A 13648-nucleotide genomic window follows, 5' to 3' on the forward strand; every position below is an offset into this window, starting at 1 on the left:
AAGCCCTTTCACTCCTTCACCGGCAAATACACCTTAAACACCGAACCCTCACCCACTGTACTTTCAACATCAATAAACCCGTCGTGATTCTCGACCACTTTTTTTACAATCGACAATCCCACCCCCGTTCCGCTGTATTCTGATTTGCCATGCAGGCGGGTAAACATCTGGAAGATCTTATCGTAGTACTCGCTCTCAAAGCCAATACCATTGTCCTTCATGGCTATGCGATGATATTCCTTTCCGTTTTCCTTAACCTTGTCCGCCGTAATATGAATATTTGGAGCAACATCTTCCTTACTATACTTTAACGCATTACTCAGCAGGTTTTGAAAGAGCTGTTGAAGCTGTCTCCTATAGCCTTTTACAATGGGAAGTTCCTCCACCTCAATCACTGCTTTTTTCTCCTCGATATTTAATTCAAGATCCTCCAATACATTCTGCACATTATGGTTCAGATCAACATCCTCCGTTTCATGGGGCCGCTGGCTTACATGCGAATAAAGCAGGAGATCATCAATCAGGTTACCCATCCGGTGCGTTGCATTTTCTATCCTGTTAAAGGAGCGTAGCTCGCCTTCTTTTAAATAGGGACTGAGCTGGCTCTTTAAGTGATTGGTGAAATAATCGATCTTACGCACCGGCTCCTTCAGATCATGAGAGGCAGCATGGGCAAACTCTTCGAGGTTCTGGTTGGAACGTTGAAGTTCTTTATTGATGTTTTGCAGGCTCTCGTTTGCCTGGGCCAGTTCTATAGTACGTTCCTCTACCAGTTTCTCAATTTTTTGAATGGCTGTTACCTTTTCGGTTATATCGATCACGGAGCCAATAAAGCGGACAGGTTTATCATCGTTGTTAAAATAGACTTTCCCTTTCGCCCTTACCCATCGTATGATCCCATCCTCTACCCCAACTGTCCGATACTCCACATCATAGTCGCCATTGCTGATAGATCTTATAAAGAGCTTATCAATTACTTTCAGGATGCGTTCACGGTCATCGGGATGAAGTCCACCCGCAAAATCTTTTTCGTAGGTAACGGTGTTGTGGTGACTGATGCCAAAAAGCGTTCGGCAGCGATCATCCCAATGCATCGTACCTTTTTCAAGATCCAGGTCAAATGTGCCCAACTCTGCAGCCTCCTTCGACAGCCTCACCTGCTCCAGGGCTGTCTTTAACTCCTGCTGCACTTGCTTGTGTTCGCTGATATCGGTACAGGCAATAATATAACCCACAAAATCGCCATCGGTTGTATAACGGGGAACCGCATGCGCCAGCACCCAGTTATATTCACCCGCTGCATTCAGCACCCGGAATTCTCCCGTGAAAGATGCCCTCGCCACAAAGTACTCCTGGTAGATATTGGCATAGCGCGCCATATCGTCGGGGTGGATTAAATTAAGCCAGCCGTAATTCAGCAGTTGCTCCATTGGCTTCCCTGTGAGATCGGTCCAGGCCTGGTTGAAATAAGTAGCATTGCTTGTTTCATCGCCTACAGAGATCAGCACGGGAGTGTTCTCCGCCATGTTACGAAATTTGGTCTCGCTCTCTTCCACCCTTCTGCGCGCGATGACCTGTGGAGTATTATCCAGCACCCATACCACCACTTTTTTCACCACCCCATTGCTGTCTTTCAGTGGCTCATAGATAAAGGTGACATGCACGATTTCTCTTTTCCCATGCCTGATGAGGGGCACTTCAACCTCATTGGCAGAAAATTTAACGCCATGCTTCACCACCCTGTTCAATGCTTCTTCATAGTAAGGCCTCGCTTCCGCGAATGTTTCCCAGTACATCCTTCCCACGATCTCATTGATTGGCCTGCCGGCGATCTCTAAAAAACGCTGGTTCGCAATTTTACTTACCAGGGTAGCAGCATCCATAACACAGATCCCGATAGGCGCATGCAGTACAAGGTTGAGTAATTCGCGCTCGCTTTCCTCCAGTCCCTTCATATGCTTTTCCAATTCCGCCGCCTTTACTTCGGCAGTAATATCTTCAGCAGAATGAATGATATAAACAATTTCACCCTCGGGCGATAGCACGGGCTTATTGGAAGCCCTCCAGTACCGTTCTGAAAAGGCCCCATCATCTCCCACTACATCATAGCGCTGAACAGGGAGATGATTTGGTTTCTTATGCTCCAGCACCTGCTCCAGGGAGGCCTTAAGGTTATAGGAACCTGTATCAGTGACGTCAGCAGGATTTCCCGGAAAGGCTTCGAAAACGCCTTTACCAATGATACCCTCTTTAGTAGTTCCGGATTGTTTTAAATATTCAGCGGTAGCCGCCAGAATGGTATAATGAGGCCCGTCGTTCCCTAATAAAATACAGCTCCCGGGCATGACTTCAAAAAGGGTGGTATAATGAACATCGAGCTTATCCAAAGCCGTTATAGTTTCGTGATTAAAAATGGGGAATGAAGATAAGAATTAGGGGTTTAGAATGCCATAAGGGAACATTAAAATATGGTCTCCCACCTACGCTGAAGCAATATCGGGCTCCGACCGCCGAAGCTTCAGCGTAGGCGAACGGAGTTTTGCCTGGTTCCAATTGTCGGCTTAAAATAAGTAAGCCAAATGTCAAACTGTTAAACTTCACCAATAAGCTTTTCGAATTCCTTTAAAATTCCCAAAGAATCCTCTTTAGTAAGATTTGATTCTTTAGCAAGTTGCTTTTTGAGCATGCGACGCTTATAATAGAGATTATATACTCTCACTGCCTCATTGATATATCGATTACGAGCAATCTGCATTTCAGAGGCTATTTCTTCAGCCTCCTGAAAAATATCATCGTCCAATTTCATTGAAAGTTTTTTCATCAGTAAACTTTACTCAAAGATGAATATTTATGGTATATACTGGCGGTATGTTTTATTTCTTTTTGATCGTTTTATTCATTTCCTGGTTAACAGTATTTGAAAAACTATTGTCGTTTTTAAGATGGTCCTGCATAAAACCCGCAGTCAGTTTTAATGCTGAATGATAACTTTTATTGATCGCGCAATTACCTGATTCTTTTACAATCACTGAAAAGCAACCAAAGTCCTGATGTTGAGCTGAGTCAATTGAAAAAACTTGTGCATTAGTAGTGTGGTAAGCAGCAAAATCATAAACTGAATCTTTCTTATCTGGTTGTACTGTGGGACCACTTTCCAAACGCAAATACGGAATTGAAAGATGTACATCTTCGAAATCTTTACTATTTATTATTGAATCGAAATCTGCATCTTCACTTTTTGCATTTCCATAATGATGAAACTCTGAACCTTCAAGTGAAACAAGACATTTAGCATTAGAGATTTTACTGGCTAAAACAGCACCTGCCAGGCCACCCCAGCTGTAACCAACAATCCCAATGTTGTTGAAGTCAATATGTTGATTTTGCTTTAACAGATCTAAAGCAGCTACTGCATCATTAACCTGTTCCATCAGGTCTTCTTTTTTCATTGTCATATCACCGGGAAAACGTCCGATAGAACTTATTGATAGTACAACGAAACCTTTCTTTGCCAACGCTTCAAACAAAGTAAAATTTTCATAGCTCATTCCGTTGTACGCTGTCATATACACTACTAGTGGAAATTTGCCCTTTACAGCATCAGCGTTTTTTAAACTTGTTGTTTTGAAGCGAAGTAATGTGGCCGAGTCTGAACACTTGAACCCCTCAGAAAAGTATTGAGCCAGTTGTGCAGTTATTCCATCTCCTACCGCGGAAGCTGCATAATAATTAGCACGATGTTCCAACAATCCCAACAGATCACGCACTAAAAGAACGGTGTCCGCAGCAGAAGAATCTGCAGGATACCACATATCTATATCAATTGGTCTGTAGTGAAGATAATCGGCGGTATCAGTATTCTGTTTGTAATTTCTCGACTTATCAACAGTGTGAATCGTTTTATAGCCAGCGCTGTAAGATTCCGATTTTTTACTTATCGTTTCCGCGCAACTTGCCAGAAACAGTAATAAGACCACCGCAGCAATCCTCATAAGTTTTGATTTCTACGAATATAATTTTCTAAAAATCCAGCCAGTGTTAGGATTGTCACAAAATATCGCACAACGCTCGGGTGTTTGCGAAGGCAGCATCGAGCCAGCGTTTTCATTTGCGAAATGCATAAACTCATTATTGCTTTCTTCCCAATAGCACCCCATTAACATTAAGGATTTTCATTATCTTAAAGGTTCAAAACCTTTCTACCTACAGCCTCATCCTCCTTCAAATGAAATCAGAACCGCTGACCGGCATTGCTATTGCCCAACCCACCCCCCTTTCAGAACGGATTGAAATTCTCGATGTACTACGAGGCTTTGCCCTCTTTGGTGTTCTGCTGGCCAATATGTCCACGCATTCAGGATACTTCTTTTTATCGGAGTCGCAGCAGGATGCCTTCAGTACTGCACCCACTGATCATATAATCATGTGGATACTTCATTTTTTGGTAGATGGGAAATTCTATTCACTTTTCTCCCTGCTATTTGGAATTGGCTTTGCGCTTCAGATGAAACGATCAAGCGTTACGCAGACAAATTTTTCTGGCCGTTTCAGAAGAAGGCTATTTATCCTTTTCATTATTGGTCTGCTGCATGCAGTTTTCTTTTATGTGGGAGACATACTTACCGTCTATGCAATTACAGGGATGTTTCTCCTCTTGTTCCGTAATGCGTCTGATAAAACACTGCTGCGGAATGCGGTCATTTTCATGGTTCTTCCCATCATTCAATATGCTGTATTCTGGGGCATGGTGCTAACCAGTAATGAGGCCCCGCCCCCACCTGCCGATCCCAATGCACCCAGGTTTTTTGACCAACTGATTCTGCAATACCAGACAGGAAGTTTTGCTGACATCATAAAAAACAATATCGGTGGATTGATATTCGGGCGTTACCCGGAATTAATTTTCAGCGGACGGTTTTTTCGTGTAATGGCGATGTTTCTGCTTGGATTTTATGCTGCCCGAAAAATGATATTTGCCAACCTCCAGGATAACCGATTACTCTTACGCAAAATCATGATCTGGGGTGCTGTGATCGGGATTCCCTTGAACATTGTTCTAGCAATGATGATGGAGACGAATGCATACAGTAACCTCGAACCACTCGGCATCATTCATCCGCTGGTGTATGCATTTGGCGTGCCTGCCCTGAGTCTTTTTTATACGGCAGCCATTTGCCTTCTATACATCAGTAGCAGCAATCAAAAATTACTCAACATCTTTTCACCGGTAGGGAAAATGGCATTGACCAATTACCTGATGCAATCTGTTATCTGTTGTTTCATCTTTATGAATTATGGATTGGGATTATTTGCCACTGTAGGACCGATTTATCTCATGCTGATCGGCATTGCCATATTCATATTCCAGGTAATTTTCAGCCATTGGTGGCTCAGCCGTTTTCGTTTCGGACCGATGGAATGGTTATGGCGTTCAGCAACGTATTGGAAATGGCAACCGATAAAGAAACAATTTGTGTAAAAAAGGCACCTCCCGCTAAACTGATGACATGAGCAACAGGCGGCCGCTTTTTATGGAAGCAGCACGGGTGGTTATTTCTTAACAAAATTCTGATTGAAATCATAGGTAAGCGTAACATTCCAAAGAAAATATTTATTACCGGGAATTGTTGACCTGAATGTTTGATTAATGGTAGATTGAAGTGTAAACGGTGCTTTTTTATGCGATAAAATACCGGTAGCCGTGAAGTAATTTCCGGCATCGCCATCAACATATAAATAGTATATGGCAGGGATAAATTGAAACCGTACATCACGGCTCAATTTGATATTTGAAATGCTGCTATTCAACGTTAAAAAATGGCTGATGCGTGGCCCGTCTTTCTGCAAACCATTGCCTTGTAAATAATACATACCTACGCTCCAGTTGGGTTTAATCTGGTAATTGGGAACCACCTCGCTGGCTATAAAACGTCTCGCCTGTGTTATCTTGGTAGTAACGCCGTTTTCTGTAATTTCTCTTAAAGCAAAATTGTATCCCGGATGTGTACCCACCCGAAGACTAAATTTTTGCTTGTCAATAAGAGTATAACGAAACCAAAAGAGCATATTGCCTTTTCTACCGTCAAGCGTTAGGCGAATATCAGGTTCAATACTAAATCTGTTTTTCCTCCACGAGAGCAAGAAGATTGCGGAAGGACTGTTTAGAGAAAAAAGGGGAATAATGGAAAAGGCGTTATTGGTAATGCCAATGGAGCCTGAAAACGTCATCTCCTTTTGTGAACTGTCGGGCAACTGTGCAAAGGAATAATGACCCGCCATTAACAATACAAATACCAATACACGCCGGTTGATCTTATTCATGAAGGCTGTTTTATACTAAAGCTCCTGCGATGTAGGACGGAAAATAATTTCATTGATGTCTACGTCCTCTGGCTGGCTGATGGCAAAAGCAACCACACGTGCAAAACTATCCGGACTAATGCCTACAGCTCCCACATATTCTTCATTCGCTTTTCTAACTTCTACATCTGTGATTTGTTCAAGCAACTCTGTTTTTACTGCGCCGGGACAAACAATTGTTGTACGGATATTGTAAGGTTTCACTTCCATACGTAACCCTTCAGTTAATGCACGAACGGCATACTTGGTAGCAGAATAAACCGCAGAGCCGTTAAAAACTTTATGACCCGCTACAGAAGAGGTATTGATAATCTGACCCGACTTCTGCTCTTTCATGTATGGGAGAACTGCGGCAATACCATTAAGTACTCCTTTGATGTTCACATCTATCATCTTATCCCATTCATCAACATGAAGGCTGTCCATTGTCGACAACGGCATGATACCCGCATTATTAAGAATGACGTCTATACGTCCAAATTGTTCAACAGCCGCATCCACCAGGTTCTTTACCTGTTCCCGCTGTGTTACATCAACAGCAATGGCAAGGGCTTTTCCACCATTCTCCTGGATTTCCTTTGCCAGTTTTTCAATTCTTTCGGCTCTTCTTGCGCCAAGTACAATCGTAGCTCCAAGCGCAGACAGGTGCTTTGCTGCAGCCTCGCCCATGCCGCTACTTGCTCCTGTAATTACTACTACTTTATCTTTTATATTACTTTCCATAATTCTGTATTATTTATTTTCTAATTAGTGAAATCCTTCATTACTATTTTCGGTATCTCTTAACTTAATACTCTACCCGTGCCTGTTGCAAAGCATCATACCGGGCACCAACAACACCTATTTTTTCAATTTTACTTTCAATCTCATTTATTTCGGCTGCAGATAATGTAAAGTCGGCGGCTCTTAAATCTTCCTCCAGATGTGAAAGCTTTGTTGTGCCTGGCAAGGGAACTATAAAAGGATATTTTGAGAGCATCCATGCTATGCATATTTGAGACGAAGTCATGCCTCTTGTTTTACCAAACTCATTCAGCGCCTCTACAATCCTGATGTTTGCTCTTAATGCCTCCGGTTGAAAGCGGGGCCAGGCACCACGGATGTCATTCGTCTTCAAATCAGCGTATTCTGTTAATGTTCCACCCAACAAACCGCGGCATAGTGGACTATAAGCGACAAAGCCGATCTCCAATTCCTGCAACGTGGAAAAGACAACATCTTCGGGCAGCCTGAACATAAAGGAATACTCACTTTGCACCGCCGTAACCGGGCAGACGGCGTGTGCCCTTCTGATGGTTTCTGCCTTTGCTTCACTAAGACCAAAGTGCAGCACCTTTCCAGCTTTAATAAGGTCTTTTACGGCGCCTGCAACATCTTCAATGGGCACGGCCGGGTCCACGCGGTGCTGATAGAAAAGATCGATCCAGTCGGTCCTGAGGCGTTTGAGAGATTGGTCAACCACTTTCCGGATATGCTCTGGCTGGCTGTTAAAAACATTTTTACCTCCAATATCAAACCCAAACTTGGTGGAAATGGCTACCTGGTTCCGGATGGGTGCAAGGGCTTCTCCAACAAGTTCTTCGTTAACGTACGGCCCATAAACTTCGGCAGTATCAAAAAAGTTACAGCCACGCTCCGCGGCATCCCTTATCAGTTTGACCATGCTCTTGTGATCGGGGTGTATGCCACGACCTGTGTGCATACCCATGCAGCCCAATTGTATGGCGGATACAACAAGTGGGTTTTTCCTGGAGCCAAGGGAGCGCTTCTTGTTCAGGATAGTACCAATGCCTGCCGATTTTTTTGGCGGAACGCTGGAATAACTTTTAACCGTTCCCGAACCCAGCGTTCCTAAACCCAACAACGTGGCTGCCTTTATAAAGGTTCTCCGCATTAAAGGGTCAGCAACAATATTTTCCGGTTGGTTACCTGTATTCTTTTTCATTGCATAATTTTTTTTCAAACGAGGTTTTACATTATAAAGGTACCCTACCTTTATAAGTTAAATGGTACACTTATTACGCATATAGTTTCAAATATTACGTATGGAGAAGGTCATCTTGCTTGAATCATCCGGGAATGTGAAGTTTCCAAAAAACTATTTGCAGCATTTTCATACCCACATATTCTGTACCAGGGGGCGTATCAACTTTGTTTTTAATAATAAATCGTATTCCGCCAAAGCAGGTGAATTTGTATTTTGGTTTGCCGGTAGCCAATTGACAGATCTGTCTTTTTCAACAAATTTTAAAGCGCATGTTTTATTTGTGGAAAGAGATTTTCTGGACAATAATATTCCTGACCAGATCTGGAGTATTGATGTCATATTACATTCCAGAGCAAATCCTATTTTGCACCTATACGATAAAAATGACAAAGTAAAAGTCGTTTCGAACTTTTCACTTTTGAATAAAAGATTTCTGGAATCCGGACATCGGTTTTACAATGAAACACTGCAATTACAGATGCAACTGTTCCTTTTTGACATGTGGCATATCTTTGCGGCTGAATATGAACGCCGGAAACGTACTGTAGAAAGTGGAACGCTGTACGAGCAATTTATGCAATTGGTACATGAACATTGTATGCAAGAACGCGAAGTGCAGTTTTACGCTAATCAGCTACATATTACAGCAAAGCATCTGAATTACGTTTGTAAACAAAATACGGATGTTACGGCATCGGAATGGATACAGCGGTACGCCAAAGAGAGAATTATACTGCTGTTGAAAAAGAAAAATCTAACCATTGCTGAAATCGCCAATCAAATGGAGTTTTCCAGCCGTTCCTTTTTCACTCGTTACGTAAAGAAATTGTTGGGTGTAACGCCAAGTGAATTCAGGAACCGATTGGCGTAAAAAAATAAAAGGGTGTTTACTTTAGCCATAAAAGCAGTTCCATGGCCCAAGCAAACACCCTTTCTTAGCGGGGATTATCACAACCCCAACCATTTAGTTATTTATATTCTGGTCCTACTACCCGCACCTTATGAATTTCATTGCCCAGGGCTACGCCAATATCAATAGAGGCCATCTGGGTAAACCGGTAATGTATGCCCGCATATACCCTTGACAGGGCGGCTTCGAGCCTCAATTGGCTAAGTGAACTGAATTGGCGTGGCGCATCACCCCTCCAGGAATAGGTATTGTCCGTTACCGGTATATCGCCAAACTCATTGATCAACACCTGGATGATGGGCCCATAGAAGCCTACCAGTCCTGAGGGATACTCTGGGTAAGGCGGATTGGGTAAATGCGACAACCAGCTGGCGTCCATATGCCTGCGTATATAGGTAATGGGGCGAAGCAGGTTATAGTGGAATTTTGACCGGAACGTATTGATTGGTCCATCTTTCATGGCGATGCCTGTTTTGGCATACACTTCAGCCGCCTTCCACAAGCCTGCCTGCTGGCTCTCCAATACGCCGGTTATGATAGAAAGAAAGTGATACGGTGACGGAAGGCCTACGCCTACCCCACCTGCATCAGCCCACCAACTGGCTGTTGCCTTATTTTCAGCAGTGGCAGTTGTTGTACCTCCAAGGTCATGCGCTTCTTTTGCCTCCAGGAAAAATGCAGATGTCGGATCTTCGGAATATGCCACCGGCATAAGAGGAGCAACGGAAGTTTGGCTGTACTTAAGAAACGGCCTTGAATATTGCAAATTATCTCCGGCCGCTGGTGCATTAGCAGGAGGCGTTGGCGCCCAGGCCCAGGGCTCATTCAGTGGCACATAAGTGCCACTCGTGATACTGAAATTATCCGTTGTTGACCAATCGTAAATGGCTGATGCAATGGCGCGGCCAAATTCTTCCGAGCGTTTCATCACCTCTTCTGAACTTGTCAAACTCAATTGGTTGTACACGGCCAATTCATTCGCGTCAATACTTGCTTTATCGGCTGGAGAAAGGTTGGCTAAAAACAATTTAAACAGGCTTGACAGCGCCGCATTGGCTGATGCACGCCACATATACTCTTTCGACTGATCAGGCTTAGGCATAGCCGGCATCTCCAAAAGCTTGGGTCCGAAACTGGATCCTCCATCAATGCCAGGCTGTACTGATTCATACAAGCCCACGCCAATGTACGCATAAGCCCTGCCAGCAACGAAAGGTGCCGGCTGAGGGGAAACATTGCGCTGAAGAACCGACATGAATCTGTACCATTGGTACACTATCTCGGCGCTTTCATCACTCTGCTTGAGAGGATGTGGTGGTTTGGATAAGGATGCTGCATCCGTGGCTGGTGGCTCTAAAAGCTGATCCGACTTCTGACAGCCGTACATACTAACAAAGAGCAATAATGCACAGAGCAGCTTAACGTTTAAACTGTGTTTGAATAGTGATTTCATAATAGATAAAATTTAAATAATGAGAAAACCTATGACTATCTCCAGGCGGAGAACAGGAAAGAAAATAATTCGGCCTTTCTGAGTGGATCACATCAGGACATTGAATAATCAACGGGGATTAAATAATAAAGTGAAAAGGGACTGGATCGCCTTAGGGGTGGGAACGTTTCATAAGGCTTGACCCTGCCGGTGGTTCTCAAAACCACCTGGCAAAATAAATTCGCGGTACGAAAATGATTAATAATCAGAGGAGTGCGGGACACAAAAAGAGCTACCTAATAAAGGTAGACATTAAATACACCAATTGCAATAGCTTTTTATCGAATTTGTTCAATCGTTCAATGAATCAATGCCTTGCTCTTTTAATTTTGCAAGGTGTTCTTTCATTGTCTTGACTTGTTCGGCTGGGTGTGATTGCCAAACAGTAACCTCCCCAATTACTTTAAATGGTTCAACTGAACGAAACGATTGAGTCGGATTTCCAGGAAACCTTTTGTCAGTTAAATCCGGGTCATTTTCTACTGCGCCTGTTGGCTCCACTAAATAAATTCTCTCCCGGCCCTCACCAAAAGCAAGTTCAGCCCCCCATATTGCAGCGTCCAACGTTGCAGTTAAAAAGATGTATTTAGCATTGTTCTGTTGTCCATAGTTAGAGTTGTAACCTACTTCAATCAGGTCCCCAATTTTCAGGTCTGCTTTTGTCCCATGAAAATAAGTTTGTGCAAAAGGCGTTGCTCCTGGTCCGTTTATGTTTTGATGTTTTTTCTGGTCGTCCATTCTTGAATTTATATTTTATTCCGCATATTCATAAATCACATCAAGGTATATGAACTGCAGTCACTGTTCCACCGGAATGCGTGAATTTGAAAAGCTTTCCATCCTTTCCCCTTGCACGTGCCGAATGCTTATGCCAACTCTTTGTAGCATGCCCCCATGCATTAACCAACTCCATTGGATGGTTGTCATAAATCCATTGTAAGCGATTGGTAGCAGGAGCAGAATTGGCATCTGCAAAATTTTTCAAAAACTCGAAGTACAAATCTTCTTCTGAATTGATAACGGATATAGCTAGTCCGGCCCCTGCGAAATTCGGCTTCACAGTACCAATAGGTAATAATTGCGCACGACATTCCATTTGCAAAGTGGAAGGGTTTGTAACCTCAGGTTCACTGGCAGTTAGCTCTTCCATCTCTGCAATTGTTATCTCATTTTCCACCACCGCTGCAGCATCCAGCAATTTTGAACTGGCGGCAGTATCTTCACTTTTCAGCTACATAATGTTTAGCTGCCCCTGAACATCCTCGAGCTCGAGTTTCTGGGAACTATGTTCAGTAATGGTGATCCTTTCGGTGTGATGCCCTAATTCTTTTACGGTATCGTCATTAGAATCAATGAGTTGATGAGATTCCAATTCAACCGAAATCTGGAAGGATCGCTTCAGGTCTTTAGTGGCTTTTTGATATGCTTCAGCAGCTTGCACGGAAAGTTTCAGTATAAGTGTTGTCAGGAGTCTAACTTATAAAATGATGACTTTGACTGGACAGTAGTCCTTCAAAGAATAAAGTGCTCTATTCATATGGTTCAAAGGGGAAGGAATACAGGAGAACGTTACTTGCGCGGCAAAAAATTATTTGCTTTTTAACGTTGTTTAAAAATGGGAAATAACCAGCCAAAACAGAAAGGTGATTTTCACGTAATAGCACGGGGAATTTTCCCGGTGTTGGGTATTTTTCATCACAATCGGTATAGATTAATGAGTTCTATAGCTTGCTGTCTAATAGATTATTCACAGTAATTGATCTATGATTCACCGATTATGGAATAGAAAATATAAAATCTATAAATTTCTCTATCCGGTCTACGGTAAGCGATAACCAACCTTTCTTCCATTATATACAGATCTGAAAATTCATCTATTCTAACCAGATGTTCGCCATGTTCAAATAGGTAATCAAGCTGATCCTGAAATGATAACAAATTAAATATTCCTGACATTAACTGTATATTTTAGTCGCTATAAAAATGAAAAAATATAACAATTGGACAGTAGTAATTCCTCAATTTTTTTCTTCATAAGTGGATATAATTAATCATTTAATAATTTTAGATAGGTTGATTACCCTCAATTCTCTTGGTGGTGAGTTTAGAATGATCCATATCTCCCCATACTTCATCGATTTTACTTTTAATTTGTAATTCAATACCAAAGCCAAATCGAAAGATGATCTCTATTGTATAAATAAAAAGCTCATTTTTCATCTTATAAGGCCGTGCTTCAAAATCAATTTTATCCAGCTAAACTTCAAAGAACAATTGGCTTTTTACCTTGAACTTAGTTGGGCTCATTAATTTTTCAATTTAAGTGATTCTAAATCCTTCATTTTTTCTGACTAATTTCTCTTTAAGACTGAAGGCCCCTTTAAACCTTTATTTTAGGGAATAGTATTTATTTGGGTTAAACTAGTTCTGTGTTTCTAAGTTGTAGTTAGAGGGACGTTGGTCTATTACCATCTTAAGCAGTTTGACCAATTAATTGGCTTCATGATCAAGAATATCTTTTACTTCAACTTCATATATTTTACTACCTTTTTAAAAACAACAATATTTTTTCAATGAAGTTTTGGACTTTGATTGTTATAGTTAGAGTGATTTATAAATTAATTTGTTTGCAATTGTTGGATTCTACTAAGGTTGCAGTAAGCAATTTGCGAAATGCACACTTTTTATATTACCTATTTGATTTGAATCAAGAAGCTTCATATTCCATATTGCGCATATGCATAAATTTAATAATAGTTTGTTTCCAATACAATCTGGCAGGTAATACATTAACCCTTTGGATCGAAAAGACTTATTGCGGAAACCCCATGTTAGCGGTTTGCTGAATTTGGTCAACCAAGTTTGATTGAATTTAAAATTAAAAGAGAATTCGTTAATT

Annotated in this window: 12 protein-coding genes; 2 read left to right on the forward strand and 10 right to left on the reverse strand. The window is 42.0% G+C overall.

Annotated features, from left to right (window positions below; translation table 11 throughout):
* Positions 1–8 precede the first annotated feature (8 nt).
* The 3 genes from V6M43_RS03365 to V6M43_RS03375 all read right to left on the reverse strand — a co-directional run bounded on the left by V6M43_RS03365 (position 9) and on the right by V6M43_RS03375 (position 3992).
* Complete coding sequence (locus tag V6M43_RS03365; RefSeq protein ID WP_332732626.1) at positions 9–2387, reverse strand: PAS domain-containing sensor histidine kinase; 2379 nt, start codon at positions 2385–2387, stop codon at positions 9–11.
* A 203-nt stretch (positions 2388–2590) separates the two neighbouring features.
* A complete protein-coding gene (locus V6M43_RS03370; RefSeq protein WP_332732627.1) occupies positions 2591–2821 on the reverse strand; it encodes a hypothetical protein in 231 nt (76 codons plus the stop codon).
* Positions 2822–2873: 52 nt separating this feature from the next.
* Positions 2874–3992, reverse strand: coding sequence for a dienelactone hydrolase family protein (locus V6M43_RS03375; protein WP_332732628.1), 1119 nt, complete (start codon positions 3990–3992; stop codon positions 2874–2876).
* A gap of 233 nt (positions 3993–4225) precedes the next feature.
* On the opposite strand from V6M43_RS03375, the gene V6M43_RS03380 reads away from it, so the two are divergent.
* Entirely contained in the window at positions 4226–5479 is a 1254-nt protein-coding gene (locus V6M43_RS03380; RefSeq protein WP_332732629.1) for a DUF418 domain-containing protein, read from the forward strand.
* Between the two features lie 71 nt (positions 5480–5550).
* Here the strand turns inward: V6M43_RS03380 and V6M43_RS03385 are convergent, their stop codons facing one another.
* The 3 genes from V6M43_RS03385 to V6M43_RS03395 form a co-directional block, all read right to left on the reverse strand.
* Positions 5551–6321 carry a hypothetical protein gene (locus V6M43_RS03385; RefSeq protein WP_332732630.1) on the reverse strand — a complete coding sequence of 257 codons (771 nt, stop codon included), beginning with the start codon at positions 6319–6321 and terminating at the stop codon, positions 5551–5553.
* Positions 6322–6336: 15 nt separating this feature from the next.
* The gene (locus V6M43_RS03390; protein ID WP_332732631.1) at positions 6337–7083 is read right to left on the reverse strand and encodes an SDR family oxidoreductase; all 747 of its coding nucleotides are present in this window, start codon (positions 7081–7083) and stop codon (positions 6337–6339) included.
* 64 nt (positions 7084–7147) lie between these two features.
* Positions 7148–8305, reverse strand: a complete 1158-nt coding sequence (locus tag V6M43_RS03395; RefSeq protein ID WP_332732632.1) for an aldo/keto reductase — start codon at positions 8303–8305, stop codon at positions 7148–7150.
* Positions 8306–8405: 100 nt separating this feature from the next.
* Here V6M43_RS03395 and V6M43_RS03400 point away from each other — a divergent pair, with 100 nt between their 5' ends.
* Positions 8406–9218 carry an AraC family transcriptional regulator gene (locus V6M43_RS03400; RefSeq protein WP_332732633.1) on the forward strand — a complete coding sequence of 271 codons (813 nt, stop codon included), beginning with the start codon at positions 8406–8408 and terminating at the stop codon, positions 9216–9218.
* Positions 9219–9315: 97 nt separating this feature from the next.
* On the opposite strand, the gene V6M43_RS03405 is transcribed toward V6M43_RS03400, so the two are convergent.
* The 4 genes from V6M43_RS03405 to V6M43_RS03420 form a co-directional block, all read right to left on the reverse strand.
* Positions 9316–10710, reverse strand: coding sequence for a vanadium-dependent haloperoxidase (locus V6M43_RS03405; protein ID WP_332732634.1), 1395 nt, complete (start codon positions 10708–10710; stop codon positions 9316–9318).
* Positions 10711–11040: 330 nt separating this feature from the next.
* Positions 11041–11487: an NAD(+)--rifampin ADP-ribosyltransferase gene (gene arr / locus V6M43_RS03410; RefSeq protein ID WP_332732635.1), complete on the reverse strand. Its 447-nt coding sequence runs from the start codon at positions 11485–11487 to the stop codon at positions 11041–11043.
* A gap of 40 nt (positions 11488–11527) precedes the next feature.
* A complete protein-coding gene (locus V6M43_RS03415; RefSeq protein WP_332732636.1) occupies positions 11528–11947 on the reverse strand; it encodes a hypothetical protein in 420 nt (139 codons plus the stop codon).
* A gap of 33 nt (positions 11948–11980) precedes the next feature.
* Positions 11981–12190, reverse strand: coding sequence for a hypothetical protein (locus V6M43_RS03420; protein WP_332732637.1), 210 nt, complete (start codon positions 12188–12190; stop codon positions 11981–11983).
* Between the last annotated feature and the right edge of the window lie 1458 nt (positions 12191–13648).

This window comes from Flavihumibacter sp., assembly GCF_036676075.1.
Taxonomy (GTDB): Bacteria; Bacteroidota; Bacteroidia; order Chitinophagales; family Chitinophagaceae; genus Flavihumibacter.

Bases quoted from the DNA above. Each gene is read 5' to 3' on its own strand.
- V6M43_RS03385 (WP_332732630.1), bottom strand. From the start codon at position 6,321: ATGAATAAGATCAACCGGCGTGTATTGGTATTTGTATTGTTAATGGCG.
- V6M43_RS03405 (WP_332732634.1), bottom strand. From the start codon at position 10,710: ATGAAATCACTATTCAAACACAGTTTAAACGTTAAGCTGCTCTGTGCA.
- arr (WP_332732635.1), bottom strand. From the start codon at position 11,487: ATGGACGACCAGAAAAAACATCAAAACATAAACGGACCAGGAGCAACG.
- V6M43_RS03370 (WP_332732627.1), bottom strand. From the start codon at position 2,821: ATGAAAAAACTTTCAATGAAATTGGACGATGATATTTTTCAGGAGGCT.
- V6M43_RS03400 (WP_332732633.1), top strand. From the start codon at position 8,406: ATGGAGAAGGTCATCTTGCTTGAATCATCCGGGAATGTGAAGTTTCCA.
- V6M43_RS03390 (WP_332732631.1), bottom strand. From the start codon at position 7,083: ATGGAAAGTAATATAAAAGATAAAGTAGTAGTAATTACAGGAGCAAGT.
- V6M43_RS03375 (WP_332732628.1), bottom strand. From the start codon at position 3,992: ATGAGGATTGCTGCGGTGGTCTTATTACTGTTTCTGGCAAGTTGCGCG.
- V6M43_RS03395 (WP_332732632.1), bottom strand. From the start codon at position 8,305: ATGAAAAAGAATACAGGTAACCAACCGGAAAATATTGTTGCTGACCCT.
- V6M43_RS03380 (WP_332732629.1), top strand. From the start codon at position 4,226: ATGAAATCAGAACCGCTGACCGGCATTGCTATTGCCCAACCCACCCCC.